20 protein-coding genes are annotated in these 25,517 nt (G+C 51.2%); 12 read left to right on the top strand and 8 right to left on the bottom strand.

The features are described from left to right. Window positions 1-79: 79 nt before the first annotated feature. The 3 genes from ACYU87_RS03040 to ACYU87_RS03030 all read left to right on the top strand — a co-directional run bounded on the left by ACYU87_RS03040 (window position 80) and on the right by ACYU87_RS03030 (window position 3,239). Window positions 80-772 carry a carboxylesterase family protein gene (locus tag ACYU87_RS03040; RefSeq protein WP_461132545.1) on the top strand — a complete coding sequence of 231 codons (693 nt, stop codon included), beginning with the start codon at window positions 80-82 and terminating at the stop codon, window positions 770-772. 36 nt (window positions 773-808) lie between these two features. Next, a complete protein-coding gene (gene kynU / locus ACYU87_RS03035; RefSeq protein WP_461132544.1) occupies window positions 809-2,080 on the top strand; it encodes a kynureninase in 1,272 nt (423 codons plus the stop codon). 196 nt (window positions 2,081-2,276) lie between these two features. Further along, window positions 2,277-3,239, top strand: a complete 963-nt coding sequence (locus ACYU87_RS03030; protein ID WP_461132543.1) for a hypothetical protein — start codon at window positions 2,277-2,279, stop codon at window positions 3,237-3,239. 413 nt (window positions 3,240-3,652) lie between these two features. Here the strand turns inward: ACYU87_RS03030 and queG are convergent, their stop codons facing one another. Beyond that, entirely contained in the window at window positions 3,653-4,621 is a 969-nt protein-coding gene (gene queG, locus ACYU87_RS03025; RefSeq protein WP_461132542.1) for a tRNA epoxyqueuosine(34) reductase QueG, read from the bottom strand. A gap of 198 nt (window positions 4,622-4,819) precedes the next feature. Here queG and ACYU87_RS03020 point away from each other — a divergent pair, with 198 nt between their 5' ends. Together ACYU87_RS03020 and dnaJ are read left to right on the top strand one after the other, a co-directional pair. Further along, the gene (locus ACYU87_RS03020; protein ID WP_461132541.1) at window positions 4,820-5,440 is read left to right on the top strand and encodes a nucleotide exchange factor GrpE; all 621 of its coding nucleotides are present in this window, start codon (window positions 4,820-4,822) and stop codon (window positions 5,438-5,440) included. A 99-nt stretch (window positions 5,441-5,539) separates the two neighbouring features. Beyond that, window positions 5,540-6,709 (top strand): molecular chaperone DnaJ, encoded by a 1,170-nt coding sequence (gene dnaJ / locus ACYU87_RS03015; RefSeq protein WP_461132540.1) that lies wholly within the window; start codon window positions 5,540-5,542, stop codon window positions 6,707-6,709. 127 nt (window positions 6,710-6,836) lie between these two features. On the opposite strand, the gene ACYU87_RS03010 is transcribed toward dnaJ, so the two are convergent. The 3 genes from ACYU87_RS03010 to ACYU87_RS03000 all read right to left on the bottom strand — a co-directional run bounded on the left by ACYU87_RS03010 (window position 6,837) and on the right by ACYU87_RS03000 (window position 12,826). Next, window positions 6,837-8,579, bottom strand: coding sequence for a serine hydrolase (locus tag ACYU87_RS03010; protein WP_461132539.1), 1,743 nt, complete (start codon window positions 8,577-8,579; stop codon window positions 6,837-6,839). Between the two features lie 220 nt (window positions 8,580-8,799). Beyond that, on the bottom strand, window positions 8,800-11,754 hold the full coding sequence (locus tag ACYU87_RS03005; protein ID WP_461132538.1) for a glycosyltransferase family 117 protein: 2,955 nt from the start codon (window positions 11,752-11,754) through the stop codon (window positions 8,800-8,802). A gap of 193 nt (window positions 11,755-11,947) precedes the next feature. Next, complete coding sequence (locus ACYU87_RS03000) at window positions 11,948-12,826, bottom strand: bifunctional 5,10-methylenetetrahydrofolate dehydrogenase/5,10-methenyltetrahydrofolate cyclohydrolase (protein WP_461132537.1); 879 nt, start codon at window positions 12,824-12,826, stop codon at window positions 11,948-11,950. A gap of 197 nt (window positions 12,827-13,023) precedes the next feature. On the opposite strand from ACYU87_RS03000, the gene ACYU87_RS02995 reads away from it, so the two are divergent. Both ACYU87_RS02995 and ACYU87_RS02990 read left to right on the top strand, forming a co-directional pair. Then, on the top strand, window positions 13,024-13,269 hold the full coding sequence (locus tag ACYU87_RS02995; protein ID WP_461133622.1) for an aspartate/glutamate racemase family protein: 246 nt from the start codon (window positions 13,024-13,026) through the stop codon (window positions 13,267-13,269). A 109-nt stretch (window positions 13,270-13,378) separates the two neighbouring features. Further along, window positions 13,379-13,579 carry a hypothetical protein gene (locus ACYU87_RS02990; protein WP_461132536.1) on the top strand — a complete coding sequence of 67 codons (201 nt, stop codon included), beginning with the start codon at window positions 13,379-13,381 and terminating at the stop codon, window positions 13,577-13,579. Window positions 13,580-13,634: 55 nt separating this feature from the next. Here the strand turns inward: ACYU87_RS02990 and ACYU87_RS02985 are convergent, their stop codons facing one another. After that, window positions 13,635-14,135 (bottom strand): DUF4385 domain-containing protein, encoded by a 501-nt coding sequence (locus ACYU87_RS02985; protein ID WP_461133621.1) that lies wholly within the window; start codon window positions 14,133-14,135, stop codon window positions 13,635-13,637. A 92-nt stretch (window positions 14,136-14,227) separates the two neighbouring features. Then, window positions 14,228-14,866, bottom strand: coding sequence for a pyridoxamine 5'-phosphate oxidase family protein (locus ACYU87_RS02980; protein ID WP_461132535.1), 639 nt, complete (start codon window positions 14,864-14,866; stop codon window positions 14,228-14,230). Window positions 14,867-15,066: 200 nt separating this feature from the next. Between ACYU87_RS02980 and ACYU87_RS02975 the strand changes: the two genes are divergently transcribed. From ACYU87_RS02975 to ACYU87_RS02955, 5 genes are all read left to right on the top strand, one after another. Beyond that, on the top strand, window positions 15,067-15,810 hold the full coding sequence (locus ACYU87_RS02975; RefSeq protein ID WP_461132534.1) for an SOS response-associated peptidase: 744 nt from the start codon (window positions 15,067-15,069) through the stop codon (window positions 15,808-15,810). A gap of 220 nt (window positions 15,811-16,030) precedes the next feature. Beyond that, complete coding sequence (locus tag ACYU87_RS02970) at window positions 16,031-16,882, top strand: DUF4249 domain-containing protein (protein WP_461133620.1); 852 nt, start codon at window positions 16,031-16,033, stop codon at window positions 16,880-16,882. A 191-nt stretch (window positions 16,883-17,073) separates the two neighbouring features. After that, on the top strand, window positions 17,074-19,485 hold the full coding sequence (locus ACYU87_RS02965; protein WP_461132533.1) for a TonB-dependent receptor: 2,412 nt from the start codon (window positions 17,074-17,076) through the stop codon (window positions 19,483-19,485). Between the two features lie 21 nt (window positions 19,486-19,506). After that, window positions 19,507-20,826, top strand: a complete 1,320-nt coding sequence (locus ACYU87_RS02960) for a DUF4249 domain-containing protein (protein WP_461132532.1) — start codon at window positions 19,507-19,509, stop codon at window positions 20,824-20,826. Between the two features lie 52 nt (window positions 20,827-20,878). Beyond that, the gene (locus tag ACYU87_RS02955; protein WP_461132531.1) at window positions 20,879-22,135 is read left to right on the top strand and encodes a DUF4249 domain-containing protein; all 1,257 of its coding nucleotides are present in this window, start codon (window positions 20,879-20,881) and stop codon (window positions 22,133-22,135) included. Between the two features lie 28 nt (window positions 22,136-22,163). Here the strand turns inward: ACYU87_RS02955 and ACYU87_RS02950 are convergent, their stop codons facing one another. Both ACYU87_RS02950 and ACYU87_RS02945 read right to left on the bottom strand, forming a co-directional pair. Then, window positions 22,164-23,861, bottom strand: coding sequence for a M28 family metallopeptidase (locus ACYU87_RS02950; RefSeq protein WP_461132530.1), 1,698 nt, complete (start codon window positions 23,859-23,861; stop codon window positions 22,164-22,166). Between the two features lie 51 nt (window positions 23,862-23,912). Beyond that, window positions 23,913-25,355, bottom strand: coding sequence for an amino acid permease (locus tag ACYU87_RS02945; protein ID WP_461132529.1), 1,443 nt, complete (start codon window positions 25,353-25,355; stop codon window positions 23,913-23,915). Between the last annotated feature and the right edge of the window lie 162 nt (window positions 25,356-25,517).

Genomic DNA, 25,517 nt, shown 5'->3' with positions numbered 1-25,517 from the left:
AATTGGTTGGAAATACGTTTAGGAAACGTCACTGACTTTAACGGCTATTTGCCAATCTTTGTGCACAATCTCCCCGCTGATGCGCACGCTTCTGATTTCCGCTTTTATCGGCCTGCTTATGCTGAGTCTGCTACCTAAAACGCAGGCACAGAGCAGAATAAAAAATAGCGCAAAATATCCGTACCTGCTCTACCTGCCGAGCGAGTACAACACCAGCCAGGCCACTTTTCCGGTGGTTATTTACCTGCACGGAGGGTCACAGCGGGGAGAGGATTTAACCAAGCTGAAGGTGTATGGGTTACCGAATCTAGTCGATAAAGGCCGCAACTTTCCGTTCATTATTGTCTCGCCCCAATGCCCGGATGGTAAATTCTGGTCTACTGATAACTGGTTCGATTCGCTCTATACCGAACTAATAATGAAGTACCGGGTCGATCAGAAACGAATCTATTTAACCGGTATCAGCATGGGTGGGTATGGAGCCTGGCAAACCGCTGTAGCGTACCCAAACACGTTTGCGGCTGTGCTGCCGTTGTGTGGCGGTTGCGATGATTCTACCCAGATCTGCCGGGTTAAACACATCCCGATCTGGACATTTCACGGAACGGCTGACGATCTCATTCCCATCTCCGAAACAGAGCGATTAGTAAACCGGTTACATGCCTGTCAGGGTCAGGTAAAATTTACCCGACTGGAAAACGAAGGTCATGACATTCAGTACCTATACGAAGATAAGGCACTCTATGCATGGTTGCTGAAGCAGCATAAATAGCCTGAATTTGGTACCTAAAAAAGGTAGACTCCCTCAATGATCTATAAAAACACCCTTGATTTTGCCCGGCAACTCGATCAGACCGACCCCCTTCGTCAGTATCGGGACCGCTTTCACATTCCCCGGCGCAACGGGCAGGAACTGATTTATCTTTGCGGCAATTCCCTGGGACTGCAACCCAGAACGGCCCGGGCGGCTCTGGATCAGGAACTTAACATCTGGCAAAACCTGGGCGTTGAGGGCTGGTTCGATAAAACAGAAGCGGCCGAACAGCCGTGGCTGCGGTATCATGAAACCTGTAAAGAGGCACTGGGTCATATAGTCGGGGCACAGCCCAGCGAAGTTTGCCCCATGAACGCCCTCACGGTGAACCTTCATCTGCTGCTGACTTCGTTTTACCGGCCAACCACTCAGAAATACAAGATACTAACCATCAAAGGTGATTTCCCGTCCGACCAGTATGCGCTTGAAACGCACGTCAGGATGCATGGCGGCCCCGTACCAGACGATGCGATTATCGAAGTGGCACCACGACCTGACGGAACGGGGCTGATTCACACGACGGATATTCAGGCCGCTATCGCCGAGCATGCCGACTCGCTGGCGGTGGTCTGGATGAGTGGCCTTAATTATTACACGGGACAGGTTTACAACATGGCGGCCATTGCTGAAACGGCCCGAAGACATTGTATTCCCATCGGGTTCGATCTGGCCCATGCCATTGGCAATATTCCCCTGCGGCTACACGATTGGGGGGTTGATTTTGCCACCTGGTGTTCGTACAAATACCTCAATGGCGGGCCCGGCGCTGTATCGGGCGTGTTTGTGCATGAAAAGCACCATGACCAGAACCTCCCCCGATTGGCGGGCTGGTGGGGATATCGGGAAGACAAACGATTTGAGATGACCCCCGGATTTCTGCCTGCTCCCGGTGCCGATGGCTGGCAGGTCAGCACCCCCAATATTCTGGCACTGGCACTGCACAGGTCGGCCATTGCGATCACGGCTGAAGCCGGTATCGTGGCGCTCCGGCAAAAGAGTGAACAACTGACGGGTTATCTGGAATATGTACTGAATCAAGAGGAGGAAGTCATTATCCTGACCCCCGACGACCCTAACCAGCGAGGATGCCAGCTATCGTTGCTGGTACGTAAAAACGGGAAAGGGTTATTCAATTACCTGACGGAGCAAGGCATTATTGGCGACTGGCGCGAACCGGATTGCATCCGGCTGGCACCAACTCCTCTGTACAACACATTCGAGGACGTTTGGCGTGTTGGCGAAGCGCTCAAGGCTTACTACGCATGATTGAATTAATAGCGTGGAAGGTTTAACGAAGGGGGGGAAGAATAAAAAGATGCTTGCTGGAGAACAATGTAAGTACTGACATCTATACTGTCATATTCCAGGGCTGACAATTAAAAAGGAGTTGGCCTTGGAATAATATATCTTCTTTATCTAATTGCATTTATACAATAAATTTTATTCGCTTTTGACCTGCTCTATGAAGAGACACTTACTGGTACTTCTAACCGCCTTGATTACTCATCTAAGCTCCGCTCAAGTCAGTTCATTTCGAAAGCAAATTGACAAAAAAGGATGGATTCCTTTTCGCTGGTATGGGGATACGCTTGGAGGACGACGGTTCGATAACTTAGCCATGTTTATTAATGGACGCTTAGGCAACGTGTCTACCCCCTTTGAGCTGCAATTCGATACAGGGTCGGATGTGAGTGTGTTGAACGGCAATACGCTCGAATCACTAAAGCAACAGCACACTGATCAGTATGGGTTTCTGCCAGATTTAAGCGATAAGAATAAAAAGGGATTTCAACCAGTTAGTCTGAAAATGCTTCCTGAGGGGCCTACCTTACATAAAGTCTGGATTAATAATCTATCTGGCGAAGCGATCAACGCTGCTTCCCTTACCCCCAATGAAGAGTTATCAATTGGTTCCTGGGGAGCGGATATTTGCGAGAATCGAATTTTGATCATGGATTTTTCTAAAAAGCAGATCGCTATACTGGATGCGCTACCCCATAAAACTCTCCGTCAAATCGACTTCGTCCCCATTGAGATCAAGAACCATCGTCCTCATGTGTCAGTCGTTATTAATGGCAAGCAGTACTATTTACTTTATGATTCAGGGGCAAGTCTATTTCCAATTATGACGGTTAAAAAACATTGGGATGTGATTAATCCAGTAGCGGTAACTGATACAGTGAAGCGAGTGTCAACCTGGGGGAAATATTCGGATGTTTATGGGGCTCTAATGCAGTCTGAAATTCGTTTAGGTCAAACCGTACTCACCCCTAAAGTAATCTATTATCATCCTGATCCCTACAAGCATCATGAGCCGCTCTTTGATGAAGCCGGAGTAATTGGCAGTTTTGGTAACAGTTATTTTTTAGATCGTATTGTGGTAATCGATTTCAAAAATAAGCAATTCGGTTTGGTGAAAAAGTAGTTGTACTAGTTTAAGGTATTTGATGAATTGTCTTTATGTGTAAAACGGCTGTAATCTCTTGACATAAGATGAGTGGCTGCTGCAAAATTCTTTTTGTCTTCGTTTAACCCGACAATGAGTTTGATTCGATGCCGACGCAGGAGGAATTTTCTGGTGATTCTGTTTTATGCGCTGCTATCGAAGATTCCTCCTGCGTCGGAATGACAAAATCTCATCAGAAGAAAAATCCTAAACAGGTTCTAAAAGTTTTCAACGCTGAGTAACCTCAAGAGCTCGCATTTACTCAATTGGCAATAGCTATTTACGGATTCTGCTTTCAAAGAATTCTCTACTGTAAGGCGCTATCTTTTAGGCCGTGACGAGTGCGTATCTTCCAGTAAAATAACTCAACGAAGCTGTTTGGACGAACAACCTTACTCGCTCTCGGATTTGTGATCCAGTGCGGTGGCCACCGGGGCAATGAAGGCGATGTTTCGTTTTAATCCCTCTAATTTAGTCCGCTTAACAGCCGACCGGCGAAAAATTTCCCGGAAAACATCTTCTGTAATTTCTTCCCAGTCGGTTTTGGTAAACTGGGTCAAATCGGGGTGGGGATCGAAGGCGGGTGTTTTATGAGGCCGGGCAAAACGGTTCCAGGGACATACGTCCTGGCAGATATCGCAGCCAAACATCCAGTTATTGAATTTCCCCTGAACTTCGGTCGGAATGGCTTCTTTCAGCTCGATTGTAAAATAAGAAATGCACTTGCTGCCGTCGACGACATAAGGCCCAACAATGGCATCGGTGGGGCAGGCGTCGATGCAACGTGTACAGGTGCCGCAGTAGTCGGTAATCGGGCCGTCGGGTTCCAGTTCCAGATCAAGAATCAGCTCGCCAATGAAGAAAAACGAGCCGATCTCCCGATTGATCAGATTTGTGTGTTTGCCTACCCAGCCCAGCCCGGCGCGTTTGGCCCAGGCTTTGTCCATGACCGGTGCCGAATCGACGAAAGCCCGTCCGCCAACTTCACCGATCGCTTCCCCTATGTAAGTCAGAAGATTTTTTAGTTTGTCTTTGATAACAAAGTGATAATCTGTTCCATACGCGTATTTGGAAATCTTCAGGTCGCTGTTGTTATCGGGAAGCTTCTGCTCGGGGTAATAGTTGAGTAGTACCGTGATCACGGATTTTGCATCATCGACCAGCAACCGGGGATCGAGCCGTTTGTCGAAGTGGTTCGCCATGTAATTCATCTGGCCGTGCATCCCGTTTTTTAGCCAGGTCTCCAGCCGGGGTGCTTCGTCTTCCAGAAAATCCGCTTTAGCTACTCCACAAAAGTCAAAGCCCAGTTCAGCGGCTTTCGCTTTGATGAGTTGCGTGTAGTGGCTGGCCGGCGAATGCATGGGGAGAGAAAATAGGTTAATACGGCTGAAACGATACAACGCAAACACAGGAAAGCCGAATATAAATCCGACAAATTGGTCAAAATCAACTGGTCCGGGTCTGCATACTACGTGTCAAGTTGGCAGGAAGTGCGGTTTTGGCCGGTCTTTTGCCCATCTTTGCCTATGAATTTCTGGAAGAGAAATAGAAGCTCAGTAATGGAAAATAAAGACATTTTGGATGATCAGGCATCCAGCGATACGCAACAACCTGACAACCTGACAACCGCGTCGGTCACCGATGAAGAAGCTGTGACGATCAATGGCGGAGAGCCAGCCGAAGCCGAAGAAACAACGTCGACCGAAGGCTTTGTAACCGCAGCTGCCGCACCGGAACCCGAAAAAAACGGCGGTGAAGTAGCCGAACTGAAAGACAAATATCTCCGTTTATACGCTGATTTCGAGAACTTTCGTCGACGCACAGCCAAGGAAAAACTGGAGTTAATCAATAACGCTAACGAAGGTGTGCTGAAAGCCCTGATTCCGGTTGTTGATGACTTCGAACGGGCTATGCAATCCATTGATAACACGAACGACGTGGCCGCCCTGAAAGAAGGCGTTTCGTTGATTTACAACAAGCTGTTCAAGACGCTCGAAGGAAAAGGCCTGAAGCCAATGGTGTCGAAGGGGGAAGCCTTCGACGCTGATCTGCACGAGTCGGTGACGCAGTTTCCAGCGCCCAGCGAAGACCTGAAAGGGAAAGTTATCGAAGAAATAGAGAAAGGATATTACCTGAATGACAAGGTCATTCGGTTTGCAAAAGTGATTGTAGGCAGCTAAAAGCGAAAGAGTGAAAGAATGAAAGAGTGCCTTGGACGGGGCGACAATCATCGCACTGACCACTCTTTCGCTCATTCATTCTTTCACTCTTTGAAAGATATGGCAACGAAGCGCGATTATTACGAAATACTGGGCGTTGATAAGAACGTCACGACGGAAGACCTGAAGAAAGCCTATCGTAAGATGGCGATCAAGTACCACCCCGACAAAAATCCGGACGATCCAACGGCCGAAGAAAAATTCAAGGAAGCGGCTGAGGCTTACGATGTTCTTAATGACCCTCAGAAAAAAGCACGGTATGATCAGTTTGGTCATGCCGGGATGGGTGGTGCAGCCGGGGGCGGATATGGCGCTGGCGGCCCATCAATGGATGATATTTTCAGCCAGTTTGGTGACGTCTTTGGTGACGATTCGCCGTTTGGTAGTTTCTTCCGGGGAGCTCAGGGTGGTGGCGGTGGTGGCCGACAACGCGTTCGTCGCGGTTCCGATCTGCGCATCAAGCTGAAGCTGAACTTACAGGAAGTTGCCAACGGTGTAGAGAAAAAGATAAAAGTAAAGCGCCACGTTACCTGTAATACGTGCGGGGGCAACGGCTCCAAAAACGGAACGGCAGTACAGACCTGCTCAACCTGTAGCGGTACGGGCCAGACGCGTAAAGTAGTGAACACCATGCTTGGTCAGATGGTCTCGACCAGTACCTGCCCAACCTGTAATGGCGAAGGCAAGATCGTTACCGACCGTTGCGACGCGTGTTTTGGCGAAGGACGTGTGTTGCAGGAAGACGTGATTCCAATCAAAATTCCGGCTGGGGTGGCCGAAGGCATTCAGTTATCAGTTGGTAGCAAAGGCAACGTTCCTCCACGGGGTGGCGTAGCTGGCGACCTGCTCATCGTGATTGAGGAAGAGGAAGATGCGGACCTCAAACGCGACGGCAACAATGTCGTGTTCGATTTATACGTCAACTTTGTCGATGCGGCCATTGGTACGAATGTAGAAGTGCCGACCATTGACGGGAAGGCCCGTATTACACTCGAACCCGGTACGCAAAGCGGCAAAATCCTCCGTTTAAAAGGGAAAGGTATCAAAGAATTGAACGGCTACGGACGGGGCGATGAACTGGTTCATGTCAACGTCTGGACGCCCAAAATGCTATCGGCCGAAGAGCGCGGTATTCTCGAAAAACTGCGCAACTCGCCGAACTTCCAGCCAAAGCCCAATAAAAACGAAAAAGGCTTCTTCGACAAGATGAAAGACTTCTTTCATGGTTGATAAAATAATAAGCATAAAAAGGCCTCGATATAGTAAAGATCGGGGCCTTTTTTCGTTGTGCCAGGGTCTGCTAAAATAGGCCAGTTCTAACACCTGGCATTGCCTTGAGCATACCAGATTCGTGCTTTTACTTTTCTACTATGTCATAATCCGTAATGAGGCCATCTGAAGTCAGATAGATGAGTACGTAGCGGGGAGCTGTAGCGGAACCGAATTTATAGGTTATAATCCGGTCTACTTTGCCTTCGTGACGCTCAATGCCACGCCCTTTCACATCTTCCGCGCTAATGAACATAAGCGACGTCATCCCGGAAAGGAAACTCGCCCCCTGGCTGAACGCCTGCCGTACTCCCGGTGTAACCCCCACAACGTCTGCTACTGCTTTGCCTCCCTGCGCCATTGCGGTCAAGGCAGATTCAAGTCGGTGAGTGCGAGCCGGGTCAGGATCTATTGTCGGTTCAGGTGAGCGGAAGAGGGGGCCGATACGGGGAATTTTTCGTTCTTCTTTCTCATTCTTCCAGATCAGTTCAGTAACCTTTCCACTGGTATCTGTGGTGAACGTGAGATAGGTATTCCGAACTGTCGAGGCAAAGCGAGCTGTTGTTTCGGGTACGAATTCCTCGTCATTAAACCCATCGACCAGGGTAAATAGCCGATCTCCGGTCGCGGTTAGAGTGATCATGCGGTTATTGTAAAGCTCATAGCGACCTTCATAAGCGGTAAGCTTTTTTGCGTCGACGGGAACCGCTACCCGTCTGGCTGTTGTCGTTATAGGATAACCCGTCCAATGGTATTTCTTCGCGACTTCATCAACGATGTAGTTCAGCAGTTGAGAGTTGTCATTGGCGTTGATCATAATAACGACGCCTTGTCTGGTTTGCGCACCAGCCGTCATCAGCGCATCGAAACCTTCATCCCGCCCGTTATGCCCAAAGCGCATGGTATTGCCTTCCCCTTGTAAAAAAACGCCCAGGCCATCTTTATCCTTTTGGTCGGTAAGCATCTGCTGGGTCATCTGCTTCGACAAAACAGCACCAGGTTTGCCCACCAGGGCGTTTTGAATACCTATCGCAAATCGAGCGAGGTCAGATGGCGTTGTCCACAACCCGGCAGCTGCCATTTCCGGATAAATATGCCAGCGACCTTTTATGGCCTCGCGTTCGCCGGAATGACCCGTGGCTGTTGCCCTGGCTTTGTTGGCAGGAAGGGGCTGCTGAAAGGTGCTTGCGGTCATAGCCAATGGTCCCAGCACAGTTGTCTGCATAAATTGCGGAAAGGGTTGGCCTGTTACATCGGTGATAAGCTGCTGCATGACTGTGTAGCCGCCACCCGAATACCGCCAGCGTGTTCCCGGCACGAAATCTACCCGAACGGCAGGTGTATTGGCGGGTGGTGAACCGTCGAGAATCTGCACTACCGTTGGAATTGGCGTTCCTGTCTCATAACCGGGAAAGCCGTGTACCGTCAGCCCGGCGGTATGACTGAGCAAGCTGCGTAATGTGACTTTCTTGTCTTTGGTAAATTCATTTTCGGGGACTTTCCAGGTCTTCAGCTTGTTATTTACATCATCATCGAGCGATAATTTCCCTTCTTCCGTCAAGTGCAGAGCCCCGACTGCCGCCACTGATTTACTAATGGAGCCAGCCTGAAAAAGAGTAGACGGAGTGACCGGTGTGGTCTTATTTTTATCAATAAACCCATACCCTGCCGCCTTTACGATTTTACTGTCCTGAATAATAGCTATGGACAATCCGGGTATGCGCCGTTTCTGCATTTGTTTTCGAATGAAATTATCGAGATCGTCGGCCCGGCCTTGAGAACCGATAGACAGCAAAGAGAGAATGGCAATACAGTGGACAAGTTTGCGCATACGAATAATAGTGAGGGGAATAGTTTATATAAAGATGCATAAAGTCTATCGTTCGTTGCCTACGAAAACTATTTTAGCAAAGTGGTTTTCTGGTTTTAATCGATGCACTCGTTCGCGGTGGGCAGTTACGCAGCAATCGACTTCTCGTTGAAAGTAGACAAACATAAAAAAGCCCGGATCACATTGAGTGATTCGGGCTTTTTTATAGGTAATCCGTTAATCAGCCGAACGCATTAATGTGCTTCTGGAAAATGGCTTCGTACTTGTTGGCGGCTGCCGTTTGCTTTGCTTCCTTGCAGGCCTCTACAATCGTCTGAAGAATGTAAAGGTCCGAGTCGGGATTGCCGAAGCGTCCGTTGCCACTCTTGTCATACGTCAGGGCCTGATCAGCCCGGGTAGCCATGATGTCGGCAATTTCAAGGGCTTTCTTCGCATCGCCAACCTCGAACAGGAATCGTACGTAGTTCGATGAGATCTGGTCGTACGGAATCGACTTGTCTGGAATAACCTTTAATGAATAATTCAGGATTTCGAGTGCCTTGTCTTTGCGGCCTTCCCGAATAAACTGATCGGCCAGCCGGAAGAAGGCAATACGGGCCGAAATAACGGGTGGTCCTTTGTAGGTCTCATCATAGTACACGTCCGGATTGTTGAACTCGCGCCAGAATGTCTTCTTGGTCATGTTGGTATACATGATGTCGGAGTTGACATAGCCATCCGTTGCACCCGGTACGGCCACCGGCATCAGCCGGTATGCGTAGCCTTCCAGCTGCATGTAGTTTTTCAGGCTCAGGTAGTTATCGCTTGCGAGGGTACTCGAAAAGTAGATAGGCCGTTTCCAGTTGTTGGTCGCAATCATGTCGAGCATGATCAGGTCAGGCTTATACAGATCTTTCTTGCCGATGGTCCACTGCAAGGTATCTTTCATGAGCGGACGAAGAGCCGCCGGTACGAACTTCGCGTTGTCAACAGCCGCTTTGTCGATGGGCAGGAACAGCACCGACGAAGGCAGGATGCTTGTCATATCCCCATTCGTGAGGGGTACCTGCACCGCGGGGCTGCTCGTTTTGATAAGGCTGATGTACTGCTTGAGGTCGATCCCGTTCTTCACGCCCGGCACTTCATAAAACGGCACGATGTCGTTTTTGCCTTTGTTGAAATTATCGAATTCAAGCGAGATCGGCAGGGCGTCCGACTCGTACGTTTTGCGCTTCATTTGCTGGATATACCACTCGGTACCCAGCAAACTCAGGTTACACACCCGAACGTCGCGCCGGAATCCTTCTACTTCCTGGACGTACCAGAGCGGGAAGGTATCGTTATCGCCACCCGTAAACAAAATCGCGTTTGGTGCGCAGGAGTTGAGCAGATTCTTGGCAAAGTCCACCGATTGGTAACGCTTGTCGCGGTTGTGGTTATCCCAGCTTTTAGCGCCCATCATAACGGGTACCAGCAAGCAAAGACCAGCCACCAGGCCATTGCGGGCTACATCGGATTTCAGCGTATTTCGTAAGCCTTCGGCAATGGCCATGACACCCAGACCCAGCCAGATGGCAAAGAAATAGAACGAGCCTACGTAAATGTAATCCCGTTCGCGGGGCTCGGATGGGGGAGAGTTCAGGAAGACCTGCAGCGCAATACCCGTGAACAGAAAGAGCAGCCCAACGATCAGAAAATCGCGCCGACGGCGGAAATACTGGAATGTAATACCAAACAGGCCCAGGATAAACGGCAGCATATAGAAATTGTCGCGGGCTTTGTTATGCACCAGCAGATCAGGAGCATTCTGATCCGTCGACCAGGGCAGGAGGTAACCCGCACCTTCCTCGTCGCTTTCCCGGCCGGCAAAGTTCCACATCAGATACCGCCACCACATATGGCCCAACTGGTAGCTGAACAAAAACTTCAGGTTGTCGCCCATGGTAGGCTTTTGCCCTTCGGCCAGACCCAGCATCTGCCGGTACAGGGCGGGGTGGTTTTGCTGACTACTGTATACCCGTGGAAACAGCATTTCGTCACCGGGCGCGTAGACGTACTCGGGCTGGTGGTCGAAGACAACGTACTTGTTGCCTTCTTTTTTCCACATAGCTGCCCCCTGCTTCTGGTCGATGGGGCGGGCCGTGAAAACAGGGCCGTACAGTAACGAGCGGCTACCGTACTGCTCCCGACGCAGATACGACAGGAAGTTCAGTTCGTCGCTTGGATCGTTTTCGTTGATCGGGGGGTTAAAGTCAGCCCGAACGAGTACCTGCATGTACGAGGCATAGCCAATCAGAACGAATGCGAGAGCCAGTAGCGATGTGTTCAGAACGACCCGTTTCTGACGCGCCGACCAGATGATACCGTACACAATGGCACCGATAAACACGACTGTGAAGAAGATAACACCCGACGTGAATGGTAATCCAAGAATATTTACAAAGAACCGTTCGACGGCAAAGGCCATGCCTGGTAGGCCCGGAATGATACCCGAGTTGATGATACCCAGAATAACCAGGCCGATGCCGAATGCGATCACTCCGCCCCAAAAGGTTGGCTTAGGGTACTTTTTGAAGTAATAAATCAGGGCCAGCGCGGGTAGCGTGACCAGATTTAGTAAGTGAACGCCAATGGACAGACCTGTCAGGTAGGCAATGAAAATAAGCCAGCGGTTGGCCGCAGCTTCATCTTCAATGCGCTCCCATCTAAACGCGGCCCAGACAACGATAGCCGTGAAAAAGGACGACATCCCGTATACCTCTGCCTCAACAGCCGAGAACCAGAACGTATCGGAAAAGGTATAGGCCAGGGCACCCACGGCTCCCGTACCGATAACCAGCAGGGTATCGGCGGTAGTGTACTCACTTTCCGGCTTATTGAGCAGCTTCTGGGCCAGCATCGTGATGGTCCAGAACAGGAAAAGTATGGTAAAGGCGCTAGCCATAACAGATGCCATATTGACCCAATAGGCAACGCTGGTGAGGTTCCCGAAGGAAAACATGGAAAAAATTCGGCCCAACAGCAGGAAGAATGGTGCACCGGGCGGGTGCGGAACCTGAAGTTTGAAGGAACACGCAATGAACTCGCCACAGTCCCAGAAACTAGCGGTACGTTCGACGGTCATCGCAAAGGTGATCAGGGCGATGGCGAAAGCGAACCAGCCTGTCAGGGTGTTCAGGCGTTTGAATGACGGCATATAAATGAAGATTAAACGGACTGCTTTTGTGTAAGTAGTGACCCATACAGGCCGGACCAAAATTACGCAAAAAGAAGCCCGTCCTAGGCAGGATGGGCTGTTAAAGTTTGTTAAGCGTAACGATACCGGCCTAATTCAGGCAGTAAATTCGTAACTAGCGCTTTCGAGCGCCTGCATTGATTTACTGGCCGATCTAATAAATTTCCCTTCTGGCGGCTTTCAACGTGTTCTGCATCAGGGAGCAAATCGTCATCAGGCCCACGCCACCGGGAACGGGCGTAATGAAACTTGTTTTAGGGGCTACTTCGTCGAATTTTACGTCACCCTTCAGTGAGAAGCCGCTTTTCTTGCTGGCATCGGGCACGCGCTCCAAGCCCACATCAATCACAACAGCCCCCTCTTTTACCATGTCTGCCGTAACAAACTCGGGTCGGCCAAGTGCTGCGACCAGAATATCGGCGGAGCGGCATATCTCGGCCAGATTTTGTGTGCGGCTATGGGTAATCGTAACAGTACAGTTGCCGGGATAGGTGTTCCGCTGCATCAGGATAGACATGGGCAGGCCCACAATCTGGCTCCGGCCCACTACGACGCAATGCTTACCCGCCGTTTCGATGTTGTAACGCTTGATCATTTCCAGAACGCCCTGTGGCGTGGCCGAAATGTAGGCCGGCAGCCCTTTAGCCATGCGCCCGATGTTGATGGGGTGAAACCCGTCTACGTCTTTCGCGGGGTCAATGGCTTCCATTACCCGGTCGGGGTTGATGTGATCGGGGAGGGGAAGCTGCACAATGAGCCCGTCCATATCAGGGTTCTCATTCACTTCCCGAACTTTGTCAAGGAGTTCGGCTTCGGTCACCGACGGGTCGAACCGGATGAGTGTCGAGTGCATGCCTACCTCTTCGCAGTTCTTCATTTTAGACGCGACATAGGTTTCCGAAGCGCCCTTATTACCAACCAGAATAGCGACGAGGTGCGGGATCTTTCCGCCCTGTTCGATGATCTGGGCGACGTCTGCCGCGATTTCCAGTTTGATTTGTGCCGAAAGAAATTTACCGTCAAGGAGTTGCATATAAATAATAGATCTCTGATAAACAGATTATTGTGCTTGGTTCGAGCGCTGAATGGTACAAGCAGGGTATGCGCTATGTCAGCGTTCCCGTTAACACGATCTGTAATTAGTTGCGAAAGTACCATCTTGCGTTAGATATTGGCAAGTTTTCTGATTGTATTTAGCGTGCCTTGGCTCGTTGATTCTGACAACGGCCTATCTTTAGCACCTGTCAAAGTTTAGAGCGGAGCGGAGTTGAGTGTATTGCGCTGGGCGCCAACACCGCTCATATGTTTGCCGATAAACTTCAGGAAACGACAGCCGTGCCAATAATCCATATTGGGGTCGAAACGGCGAAGGCTGTAAAAAAGAGAGGACTTAGGGAAGTAGGACTTCTGGGAACGAAATTCACGATGGAAATGGATTTCTACAAAAACAAATTTGAAGAATATTGGTCAGAATGACTTTACCATTCCCGTCTTTGACACGACAAGAATACACTCGCAAGCAATTGTGGAGTTTGCGCTTTCGTAGATCTCTGGAGACAGCCTGAAACCTGATGTTAGCTTATCTATGAAGACAAAATGGGTGCCCTGGGTGCTCGGCGCGCTGTTGCTGGCAGCCTCGTTTTTAGTTGAAGGGGCTGCCTTCGACATTCAGCTTTATGATACGTATTATGTCGTTGGCTGGGCAAGTCTGCTGAAGGGCTTGGGTTTAGTATGTTTCATCGCGGGAGGAGCACGCCTTTTACGCAAGCGTTATAGAAGCCAGTAGTCGTGAAGATCAGCATGGGTAGCTTGTATGACGTCTCCGCGATTGTTTTAGAAACCTACCCGTATTTCTCCTGCCATTCCTTTTTTAATTTCTTGTAGTCGGCATCTTCGCGGGCTTCCAGGTATTTTCCGTAGAAAATACGCGCCGACTCCGCTTTAACGGGGTCTTCATCGCGGGGTAGCTGGTCACGACCGTGGGCGCCCGACTGTCCTTTCTTGTCGTCGGGTACGGCACCGTCGTATTTCTGGCCGGTTTTGTGATTGGCGTAACGCCGGGAGCGAGTGTAGCCCATCTGTAAAAACTTCCGGGCCATATCCATGCCAATGAAGTCGCCGTCTTGCTTATAGGTGAGAAACAGCTGGTAGATTTTCTCGGATGACTCCCGGGCTATGTCGGGAGTCTTGAATCGCCAGTAGGGCAGAATTTCATCTTTGTACGGCCGTACCAGCAACACCCCCATTTCGCCCTTCCCGACACGATATAGTTCAGGCTGTTCGCGAAGGTTCAGGGTGCGGTAGTCGAGGTCGTAGTTGAATGCGCGGTCGCTGGTTGCCATCTGACGGAGCGTATGAAATGGTATGTGTTGCAACAATAAATCGGCGTTGGTGGCTGCCTGTTGGCCAATCGAACAGGCTGGACTCGTCCCGACTAGGGAGCCAGCCAGGCCATTTTGGCATCGGGTTCGTATTGAAACAGCGCTTTAATCTGTCCGCTTCGGTTTAGCTGCAAGTAATCCATAGTCAGTACTCGGCATTCGATCACGGCAAAATTGACGCGACCCGCTTCGCTCTCTTCGATGGACGGCAAGCTGGCACCCAGGTGAGCCGGGAAGCCGGGATAAGGAGCGGGTTGCTCACTACCCGGCCGATGTTCCGACAGGTAGTTCTTCCGGTTGCCAACGCCTATCGATTGCCAATGTTCATCGGCTACGTAGTCGTTGGTATGCAAACGGGTATCGACCATCAGGCGCAGTTGCACCTGCGATTTTTCGTCCCAGAATAACAGCGTGCAGTCGGGAAAGGCTTCGAACTGCATTACCTTGGCCGCCCGTACATCGGTATGAAACCAGATGTATTTTCGATCGGCGTCAACTTTACGGAGTACCACCGTTCGGGCATCCGCACCAGTGGCCGTTCGGGAAGCTACGATCATTGTTTTAAAGCCGGGAGCGGTTGTCTCGTCTGGTTTGTTGTCGAGCACAGCGACAAGTTGTTGCCAGCTGGTTTGTTCGAGGGTATGCAGGGTGGCCGAAAGGCCGGGGTAAACGGAGGTTTCAGGAGCAGGCATTCGAAAAAAACTAGGTAAACGATAGCGGTTGTAAGGCTGGTAAACGAGCCGTAGACGGCAATTGTTCGGGCTTGCCGAAGCAGTTGATCCGGAACAGATCCACTTCCCGGATTAATCTGCGGGAACCGATAACCGGCAGGGTTATTTACTGGTTTATCCAGTATATCAGTAGACAATTAACCGACGCGTTTAGTATTCGTATGTGCTTCCATAAGTCACTCAATGTCAATGCCTCCGAGCTTGAGGCCCGTTATCAGGCTGTGTTGCCGCCTTCGGCTGATTTCCGGCCGATATACCACACCAATGCGTATAACCTACCCGCCTGGCCCATTGTAACAAGGCAGGAGCCGGGTAAACTACAGCTTATTCATTGGGGGCTCATTCCAAACTGGGTCCGAAGTCAGGAGGCCGCCGGGGACATTCGGACCAAAACGATCAATGCCCGTTCCGAAACAATTTACGAGAAACCATCGTTTCGCCCGGCCGCCCAGGCTGGCAGGCGGTGTCTGATTCCGGTTACGGGCTTTTTTGAATGGTACACGCAGGGAAGCAAGAAGTTTCCCTTTTACATCAGTAGCAGCGATCAGAAAATCACGTCCATTGCCGGTTTGTGGGATGAGTGGCTCGATCCCGAAACGGGGGAGTTGAGGCCTACCTATACATTACTAACAACCGAAGCCAATCCGCTACTGGCCGCCATTCACAACACGAAAAAACGAATGCCCTGTGTATTGACGCCCGAAGCCGAACAGGCCTGGCTGCACGAGGATCTGGACGAAAAAGAGGCTCTGGCGCTGCTCGCCGATCAATATCCTGCAAATAAAATGCACAGCTACAGCATCAGTAAGCGCATTACTTCCCGAACGGAGCCAAGTGATGTTCCGGAAGTCCTGTCGCCAGCCAGTTACCCGGAGTTGAGTAGCGCCACTCACCTGTTTCGCTAACTACCAGACTCGTTCAGGTTTTGAGTAGGGTGGTAAATACGGAGTTATTCAAGTTGGACGACATTAATCCGGAGAATAGTTGACAGCTAAGCGTGACCTAAGCAAGGCAGTCCAAAAAAGAAACGTCCAGGGTGATACGGGATGACGCGTATACCGTACGTTTACCTGTAAGTATCCGGCAATGTGCAGGAGGAACAAACGTTACGTTCATGTATAAGAAATAGACTATACCTATAAACTCCGGTTTACGTTGAGTGATGGTGAACAATATGAGTCAATCGCTGAGAGTCTGCCGCCGGTTGCCCCAATCGCTCGGGTTCGTGCGCAGTTTAATCCTGCTAGTCTTGCATCAGCTGAACAACTAAACGGCGTATTCGCAGCAGCTCATGACTTCTACGTAGACTTCACCGACCCAGCTGATCAGGCAAACTACTACCGCTGGGAATGGATTGATTGGGAAAGGCAGGACTGGTGCAGAAGCTGCCATGGCGGGCGATATCAAATTACCGACTCACAAGGCAAACTAGTTGACGATTGCGTAAACGAGCGCATTACTTACGCACCTTTTGATTACAACTGCCGTACCCAATGCTGGGAAGTTTTGCACGGGAATAAGCTGGTTTTGTTCAAGGATGACGCTAGCAATGGACGACTCGTAAAATCCCTTCGTGTCGCTCAGATACCGCTCTACTCAAAAGAACACTGCTTAGTCGAAATTCGGCAACAGTCGCTTACTCAAAAAGCCCACGCCTATTATAAACAACTGGATGATCAGACGCGCAATGCGGGTGGTGTTGCGAGCGCCCAGCCTGCCGTTTTAGTTGGCAATATTCATAACTCAGTCCGGAGAAATGAGCCAGTGGTCGGTTACTTTACTGTATCGAGTGTTGCATCACTTCGCTACTGGTTGAACCGGAGTGATGCAATCGGTTTCGCTCCTGGACTATACCAAGCTCTCAATGGTCATGATCCAACAAACGAACCTGCTAAAGAATGTTTCCGACCTCCCTTGGCTGTCTGTGTACCCAGTTACACAAGAACTCCAGTAAAGCCGCAGGGCTGGCAGGATTAACGCCGGGCCTACCGGAATAGGCCCGGCTAAATGGTTTGTAGCCCACCAGAAATAGTTAAGCATAAACTTCTTTGTAAACAAATACCTGAAGATCAATAATTATCTTATTTGATTATATTTTATAACTTATTTCCTTTCTATCCATAAGAAAAAGGGGCTTTGTTTACCTGAGCAATGGGGAGATAGTTACTATGACAAAAAGATCTATTGTACAATGGAGTTTACTCCTGATGGTATACCCAGTAGACGCTCAAATCCTCTATACACTCTCGGGAACGGTCCAGGACTCTGCTAACCACCAGCCTATTGTGCGGGCTGCCGTAGTACTCGATTATGAGAAGTCAGCAACTGGTACCTATACGGATGCGGAGGGGCACTTCTCGATCAAAACCCGTATAGGGCAGCATGTACTGGTCGTGCGTAGCCTTGGTTTTGTCCCCTTTCGGACCACGGTAAATTTACGCGACGATATGGCTCTCAATATTCGGCTACCTTCAGTATCCAGCCAGTTGGAAGAGGTGGTAGTTACCAGTAAAGGCTACGACCGCAACGTTCGCCAGCCCCTGCTGGGTGTGAGCCAGATCAATATTGCTACCCTGAAGAAGATGCCTGCGGCCTTGGGGGAGGTGGATATTCTGCGGAGTCTGCAAATGCTGCCCGGCGTTACCAGCGTAGGTGAAGCCGCCAATGGACTCAACATCCGGGGCGGTACTACGGATCAGAATCTGATTGTGCTGGATGACACCCCTATTTTCAACCCGACCCATATGTTTGGCTTGTTTTCGGTGTTTCCACCTGACGCGGTGAGTGGCCTGGACTTATACAAAGGCAACGTACCCGCTCGTTATGGCGGGCGGGCCGCTTCGGTACTTGACATCAGCCTCCGGAATCCTGACCTCAATAAGTTTAGTTTAAACGGGGGTATCAGTCTGGTAGCTAACCGGCTCACCCTGGAAACGCCCCTGGTGAAGGGAAAACTGGCGCTGCTGGTGTCGGGAAGAGGAGCCTTTAATGACTTTCTGCTGCGGGCCGTTTCGCCCCGCTTCGATAACATCCGGGCCAAGTTCGGCGATGGAACCACCAAGCTCTTCTGGCGAGTCAATGACAGGAACACCGTGACGGCGATGGGCTACTACAGCCAGGACTTGTTTCAGACCAATCTGCTGGGAAGCCTGGCCAATATCAACGCGGTCAATACCCAGTACGCCCAGCAAACGGCCAACGGTATGGTCCGCTGGTTTCACGCCATCAATGACAGGATAAACCTGCAGACAACGGCGCTGGTGGCCCGGTATATTCCCCGCATTCTGTCGACCGAAGATAGTACCGCGAATAAGGTAGTTCTAAAACAGTCACTGTTGCAACGACAGATCAAGTCGAATCTGAACTACCAGCTCGATAATCAGAAGATCGAGGTGGGCATCAGCGGAACCCATTACCGGCTTAACCCCGGCGAGTTGATACCGGGTAACAGTCTGGCCGTTAATTACCGGAAGACGCCCATCGAACAGGCGCTGGAACTGGGTATTCATGCTGAAGACGAAATTAGCCTGTCAGATAAGCTGGCCGTATCGGCGGGCCTTCGGTACTCACACTTCCTGAACCTGGGGCCATCGGTGGTACGCCGGTACCGTAACGACGGGCCGGCCAATGGGGAAGTGGCCGATGCCACCACGGTGGTCGATTCGATCGTCTACGGGGCCGGGCAGGTGACGAAGCAATACGGCGGTCTGGAACCCCGGCTGGGTGTACGTTATGCCCTGACGCCCAATTCATCCATCAAGCTGGGATACAATCTGATGCGCCAGTATTTGCAGGTAATTACCAACACGACAACGCCCCTGCCAACGTCCCGCTGGAAAACATCCGATGCCCATATTCAGCCCCAGGTGAGCCAGTTATGGTCAGCCGGTTATTTTCAGAATTCGACCAACAACATTTTTGAGCTATCGGCCGAGGCCTACTGGCGGAGTACGCAGCATATTCTGGATTACAAGCCGGGAGCCGATTTCCTGTTGCAGCCCTATCCCGAAACCCAGTTGCTGCCGGGTAGGAGTAAAGCCTACGGCCTGGAGGTCATGGTGGCTAAAAAGAAGGGTGAACTGACGGGCTGGATCAACTACACCTACTCCCGTACCCTAAATCAGGTCAACCAGGGTGTTGATTTTCAGCAGCAGATCAACGGGGGGAACTGGTACCGGGCCAATTACGACCGCCCCCACAGTGTGAACCTGAGCCTGACCATCAATCAGGGGCGAACCCATAGCTTTTCGTTTAACTTTGCGTACAGTTCCGGTCGGCCCTACACCGCCCCGGAGGGATTTATTCGCTACCAGGGCCGAACCTATCCCTATTACGATGAGCGCAACCAGTACCGGCTACCGGATTATCACCGGCTGGACTTTGCCTGGAACATCTACAACCCGAGCCTGAAGAACCGGCGCTGGCAGGGGCACTGGACATTTACGGTATACAACCTGTACGGTCGCAAGAATGTCTACTCGATCTTCTACCGCACTGAGGGGCAGGCGACCAACCCGTATCGGCTCAGTATCTTCGGCGCCCCGATCCCCAGCCTGACCTATAATTTCGAGTTTAAGTAAATCATAATCCATGCTGGCTCTATGTCCGTATCCCTCATTCGTTTTCTTATCGCTCTGCCATGGCTTTTGCTTCCGTGGGCCTGCGTGGACCCCGAAGACGTACGTGTGCGAGGTACCAACGATATTATTGTGGTTGATGGGACAATCACCAATCTGGCCGAACCCCAACTTATTAAACTGAATCGCTCTACGGCCGATCCACTCACGGGGCGCTTTGGCAGTAAGCCGATTACCAAAGCGACTGTCGAAGTTGTCGTTGATTCCACCCAGGTGATTGGCTGTCATGAAACTGTAGATGGCAGCTACCAGCTACCCAGCGATTTTAAGGGGCAAATTGGGCATGCCTATCAGTTGCGCTTTACGCTCAACGACGGCGTAACGTACGAATCGACTCCGCAGATTATGCCCCCCGTGCCGCCCATCACTAAGGTAAGCGCGACGTTTAACCCCAAGAGTTTATCGCCCCAGTTGTTGGGCGGGTACACCGCTGCTCATGATATTTTTATCGAGAGCCAGGACCCTGTCGAGCAGCATAACTACTATCGTTGGGAATGGAAGCTCTATGAGCGTCAGTACTGGTGTAAAACATGTACGCAGGGAGTTTATACGACCTACAAAGTAGTACCTTTTCTGTACAAGGATCGGAGTTATTTTGTGACAGGTAGTGAACTCTATGAAGACTGTTTTCGACCGATGGTAGGGATGGAGCGATTTGATGCTCCTGAGGTGCCCAACGATTACTGGAACTACGAGTATCGATGTCGGGCTGCCTGCTGGGAAATTATCTATGGCTATGACATCCTCGTCTTTGACGATAGGGATAGTAACGGGGGGCTAATTAGTCGGCAACGGATTGCCCAGATTCCCTTTTACGATTATCAGCCAGGTTTAGTGGATGTTCGTCAACTGTCACTCACGGCGGATGCTTATCGGTATTACAAATTGTTTCAGGACCAAACCCAAAACACGGGCGGATTAGCCGATACACCCCCTTCCGCTCTGGGGGGTAACGTACACCAAGTTGCTCAGCCTGAGGTAAAAACAGTCGGTTTTTTTACGGCTTCTGCGGCTTCTTTGGAGCACTATTGGCTTGACCGTAAAGATATTCAGGGTATTGCATACGGTGCCCTGGACCCGTCAGGGGCTCACCTGCAGCTTGGCGATGACCTGTTCTATGCACTGAATCAACGGCGGCCTAATCCTGAGCCTTCCCCACCTTACCAGGGCGGACGGGATGCCGCCAAAGTCTGGATTTGGCCAAACACGGATCGACCGCCTATGGCCCCTTGCTTACAAAGCGACAATCGAACGCCCTATAAACCCGAAGGTTGGCGGGAGTAGGTAAGCTTTCCTTCTAGGCGTGCCTCTTACTCATCAGTTTATCTCACTCCAAATGCGACATCTTTTGTTACTTCTGGCAACTTGGTTGAGTAGTGGCCTGTGTCTTTCGAGTTGCGTCGATCCTGCCGATCTACCACTACGAGGTACATTGGATGTGGTGGTCATTGATGGGACGATCACCAATCTGGCCGAACCCCAGATTGTCCTGTTAAACCGTTCTATTGCGGATCCGCTGACGGGGCTACCCGGTTCCCTTCCCATAACCAAAGCAAGTGTGGAGGTAGTAGTTGATTCCTTGCCGGTGATTCGGGCGAATGAAACGACGGATGGTCATTATCAGCTACCGATCGACTTTAGAGGGGAGATTGGGCATGCGTATCAACTTCGCGTTACCTTACCTGGTGGCGCTCATTACGAGTCTAAGCAGCAGGTTATGCCGGCGGCACCGCCCATTTCCTCGGTTAGAGCGCAATTCAACCCGTATAGTTTGCCTGTCTCCCAGTTTGGTGGATACACCGCAGCTCACGATGTATACATTGATACGCAAGACCCCATTCGTCAAGCCAACTTTTACCGCTGGGATTGGAAACTTTGGGAGAAACAGGAGTGGTGCCGAAGCTGCGTACAGGGTCAATACTCAATTAATAACGTACTGACGTTGATTTCCAGCAACGGTTTACCATATTACCAAACGGGTGATGCATTGCTGGAAGACTGCTTTTATCCACCGCCCTCCTTAACGCAGACTCCGTTGTCCTACTGGGTTTATGATTACTCTTGTCGAACCAAGTGCTGGGCCATTTTTACGAGTTATCAAGTAAACGTCTTCGCGGATACGTACAGCAACGGGGGCAGTATTTCGGCGCGGAAAGTAGCGCAAATTCCCTTTTATCAACACGCTCCTTGCTTGGTTGAGATCCGGCAGTCAGCCCTGACTGCGGAAGCATACCGATTCTATGAGCAATTTCAGGAGCAGACCCAAAACAATGGGGGAGTAGCGGACTCACCGCCCGGTGTGATTGTCGGTAACATCCGGAATATAGCTAATCCACAGGAACGTGTTGTTGGTTTTTTTACGGCCTCAGGTGTAGCCACAAACCGGTATTGGCTCGACCGAAAGGATACCCAGGGCGTTCCTCCCGGCTTGTTCTTGGCCATGAATGGACGAGCGCCTACTCCAGAGCCGTCGCCCCCATTGGCTCCTGCTATTTCTATTATCACGACCATTCCCCAAAAGCCACCCTACATGGCAGTCTGCTCACCAACTGACAATCGAACGCCCTATAAACCCGAAGGTTGGCGGGAGTAGTTGGTCGCTCTATAATTTCGCCGACGCCTTAGTTGACTTTGGTTGCCGTTGCCGGACTGAACTTAGTGCCAAAAAAGTCATTTGCGTTCCAGACCGGCCGGTCGGTGTTCTGAGCGGTGAGGTAGCCAATCAGAAACTGTAGTTGTACGTGCCGGGCAGCCGCTGTCCAGTCGAAGGGTTGGTTCATATCGTCCTGCGGGGTATGATAGATCGTAGCCCGCCAGTTGAGATTGAGTTTGGTTCCGTCGCGGTCGTCGCCGGTTGTTGAGCCACTTTTGATGTAAATGGCGGGAATGCCCTGGCGAACAAAACTAAAATGGTCGGAGCGCATGAAGACGGCCTGCTCCGGAATCGGATCTTTGGCAATGGCTACGCCCACAAATTGCGCGGCTGCATCAACGGCCCCTTTCATACTCGAATGCTCAGACCCGTACGGGACGATGTCGAGAAGGGGGTGGAAGAAAAAAGGCATATCCAGACACAGGTTGGCTACGATCTTGTTTTTGGGTACGGTCGGGTTGCTGGCAAAATAATCGGAGCCCAGCAGGCCCATTTCTTCCCCGGTAACGGCCACAAAAAGAATGGATCGACGGGGGGCTTTGGGCAGCGTAGCGAACAGGCGGGCTGCTTCCAGATTGATTGCTACCCCCGATGCGTTATCGTGGGCACCATTGTTGATGGAATCACCGGGCGCGCCTGTGGTGGGTTTTGTTATACCCAGATGGTCGAGGTGAGAGACATAAACGACGTACTCCTCTTTCAGTTTGGGGTCGGAGCCAGGCAGCAACCCCACCAGATTTTCGCCGACCAGTCCGTCGCTCAGGTCGGTTTGGGTATGGGCACGAACGGAAATAGGCAACGGAAACGCCTGGGGCTGGCTTTGATTAGCGGCTATCCGGGCTTCTTCAAACGTTTTGACCGCTCCCGTAAAAATAGATCGAGCGGTGGAATCACCCAGGGAGGCAATGACCGTTAACTGGGGGAACGTACGCTGAGCCTGTCCTTTCGCATCCGTCCACCGGTAGATGGGCTGCCGGTTTCGGGGGGAGTTCGACTCAATTCGGGCGCGTACATCGGTAGGCAGGCTGAACGTGATCAGGCCAACGGCTCCGCGTGATGCCGCCACTTCAGCTTTCGTTGACCCGGTATACGCCCGCTGATTGGATGGGAAAATGGCGGGTGCCCCGTTGAAACAGGCTACAATCTTCCCGCGTACATCAATACCTTTATAGTCATCGTAGCCCAGCTCAGGAGCCGATACCCCAAAGCCGACAAAAATGACCGGTGCCGAAACATCGCTGGTGGCCCTGCCAAAATTGGGGGAAAGAATAAAGTTTTTGCCATACGTTAAGGGCTGCTCGTTGCCATTCCGAATAAACGCCATCGAACTGGCTTCTTCACGTACCTGCGCCCGACGGAGGGGTACCGCCTGACGGTAGGTTCCTTTCTGACCAGCCGGACGAAAACCTAGCTGGTTGAACTGCTTCTCGACATATTGGGCCGCCAACTCGAACCCTTTCGTGCCGGGTTTGCGCCCTTCCAGTTTATCATCGGCAAGGTAGCGCATGTGGGCTTCAATAGCTTCCGGACGAACACTGCGGGCGACTTTCTGGGCTTCGGCGGGAATTGAAGGAACGGGGATTGTCGACTGGGCCGATGCGGTCAGGACGGTCAGGACCGCTACCGGAAAAAACATAAATCGATTCATGGTATGGACAGTCAGCATTTGTTGATGAGCGAGTGCCGGTTTAGTAAGAACGGAAACGGGTAAGCGGATTCAGGCAGATGGGTTTCCCAGTTTACTTCGTTTTCGGCCGTAAGCGAAATAAATGACCAAACCAATCGCCAGCCAGACGACCAGCCGAATCCAGGTGTCGGCGGGGAGCGACAGCATCATGAGTGCGCAGGTCAGAATGCCCAGAATAGGCACAACCGGTACCCAGGGCGTTCGGAAAGCGCGGGGTGCGTCGGGTTGCCGTTTGCGCAGAATCAATACCCCCAGGCAAACCATGATAAAGGCCAGTAATGTGCCTATGCTCGTCATTTCGCCCACTACCCGGATCGGCACCAGACCCGCAAACAGGCTGATGAAAATGCAGAGCAGGATATTTGATCGCCAGGGCGTTTGAAAGCGGGGATGAATCTCGGAAAAGGCGCGGGGCAGTAAGCCATCCCGGCTCATCGAGAAAAACACCCTCGACTGCCCGAGCAGATCAACCAGAATTACGGAGGTATAGCCGATCAGAATAGCCAGGATAATGGCCTGGCTGAGCCAGGCATAGGGCGTCTTTTCGATGGCGATGGCCACCGGGGCCGCGCTGTCCTTAAACTCGGTATAATTGGCCAGTCCCGTCATAACATAGCCAAACAAAACGAACAGGATAGTGCAGACAATGAGTGAACCCAGGATGCCGATGGGCATATTGCGTTGCGGATTTTTGGTTTCCTGCGCCATGGTAGCTACAATATCGAAACCGATGAAGACAAAGAAAACGACCCCCGCACCCCGTAAAATTCCGCTAATGCCGAATTCACCAAATACCCCCGTATTCGGCGGAATATAGGGCGAATAGTTGGCGGGATCAATGTATTGCCACCCCAGCCCTATGAAAACCAGCACCACCAGCACTTTCAGACTCACAACAATGGCGTTGAACACCGCGGAGCCCTGTGTACCCCGGACAATGATCACCGAAACGGCTACCACGACCAGAACGGCGGGCAGGTTAATAAACCCACTCACGACCGAACCATCGGGCATCGTCAGCGTTTCGAAAGGAGACTGCACTAACTGCGGAGGTAAATGAATGTCGTATTTGGCCAGAAAGCGAGTCAGGTACTGTGACCAGCTAATGGCAACGGTGGCGGCTCCCACAGAATATTCGAGAACCAAGTCCCAGCCGATGATCCAGGCAAACAGCTCACCCAGCGTAGCGTACGCATAGGTGTAAGCACTCCCGGCTACGGGCACCATGGCGGCAAATTCGGCATAGCACAAGGCGCTGAACGCACAGCCAATAGCGGCAACAACAAAGGAGAGTGTAACGGCCGGGCCAGCATGGTTGGCGGCTGCAATACCCGTGAGTGAAAACAAACCGGCCCCAATAATAACCCCGATACCGAGGGCTACCAGGTTGAATGCACCGAGCGAACGCTTCAGGGTCGATTTTCCGCTTTCGTCGGCTTCCTGCCGAAGCAGGTCAAGAGATTTTATACGCATTAGACGTTGATGAAGGGTACGCAACGGGTAGGGCAGTTACGTGAAAAGCTGCACATCCGTAAAAGCCTTAAGGGCAGGCATTGGTTATTAATAACCGGACCTTTGCCGAAATCTGTGCCACGGTTTTACTAACGATCCAACTAAACCGGGGCATAGATTTTC

This window comes from Spirosoma lituiforme (genome assembly GCF_054776635.1).
This window is presented reverse-complemented; position numbering and strand designations above follow the sequence as displayed.

Excerpts from the sequence above, each read along its gene's own strand:
- ACYU87_RS03040 (WP_461132545.1), top strand. The coding sequence starts at position 80 with ATGCGCACGCTTCTGATTTCCGCTTTTATCGGCCTGCTTATGCTGAGT.
- kynU (WP_461132544.1), top strand. The coding sequence starts at position 809 with ATGATCTATAAAAACACCCTTGATTTTGCCCGGCAACTCGATCAGACC.
- ACYU87_RS03030 (WP_461132543.1), top strand. The coding sequence starts at position 2,277 with ATGAAGAGACACTTACTGGTACTTCTAACCGCCTTGATTACTCATCTA.
- queG (WP_461132542.1), bottom strand. The coding sequence starts at position 4,621 with ATGCATTCGCCGGCCAGCCACTACACGCAACTCATCAAAGCGAAAGCC.
- ACYU87_RS03020 (WP_461132541.1), top strand. The coding sequence starts at position 4,820 with ATGGAAAATAAAGACATTTTGGATGATCAGGCATCCAGCGATACGCAA.
- dnaJ (WP_461132540.1), top strand. The coding sequence starts at position 5,540 with ATGGCAACGAAGCGCGATTATTACGAAATACTGGGCGTTGATAAGAAC.
- ACYU87_RS03010 (WP_461132539.1), bottom strand. The coding sequence starts at position 8,579 with ATGCGCAAACTTGTCCACTGTATTGCCATTCTCTCTTTGCTGTCTATC.
- ACYU87_RS03005 (WP_461132538.1), bottom strand. The coding sequence starts at position 11,754 with ATGCCGTCATTCAAACGCCTGAACACCCTGACAGGCTGGTTCGCTTTC.
- ACYU87_RS03000 (WP_461132537.1), bottom strand. The coding sequence starts at position 12,826 with ATGCAACTCCTTGACGGTAAATTTCTTTCGGCACAAATCAAACTGGAA.
- ACYU87_RS02990 (WP_461132536.1), top strand. The coding sequence starts at position 13,379 with ATGAAGACAAAATGGGTGCCCTGGGTGCTCGGCGCGCTGTTGCTGGCA.
- ACYU87_RS02985 (WP_461133621.1), bottom strand. The coding sequence starts at position 14,135 with ATGGCAACCAGCGACCGCGCATTCAACTACGACCTCGACTACCGCACC.
- ACYU87_RS02980 (WP_461132535.1), bottom strand. The coding sequence starts at position 14,866 with ATGCCTGCTCCTGAAACCTCCGTTTACCCCGGCCTTTCGGCCACCCTG.
- ACYU87_RS02975 (WP_461132534.1), top strand. The coding sequence starts at position 15,067 with ATGTGCTTCCATAAGTCACTCAATGTCAATGCCTCCGAGCTTGAGGCC.
- ACYU87_RS02965 (WP_461132533.1), top strand. The coding sequence starts at position 17,074 with ATGACAAAAAGATCTATTGTACAATGGAGTTTACTCCTGATGGTATAC.
- ACYU87_RS02960 (WP_461132532.1), top strand. The coding sequence starts at position 19,507 with ATGTCCGTATCCCTCATTCGTTTTCTTATCGCTCTGCCATGGCTTTTG.
- ACYU87_RS02955 (WP_461132531.1), top strand. The coding sequence starts at position 20,879 with ATGCGACATCTTTTGTTACTTCTGGCAACTTGGTTGAGTAGTGGCCTG.
- ACYU87_RS02950 (WP_461132530.1), bottom strand. The coding sequence starts at position 23,861 with ATGCTGACTGTCCATACCATGAATCGATTTATGTTTTTTCCGGTAGCG.
- ACYU87_RS02945 (WP_461132529.1), bottom strand. The coding sequence starts at position 25,355 with ATGCGTATAAAATCTCTTGACCTGCTTCGGCAGGAAGCCGACGAAAGC.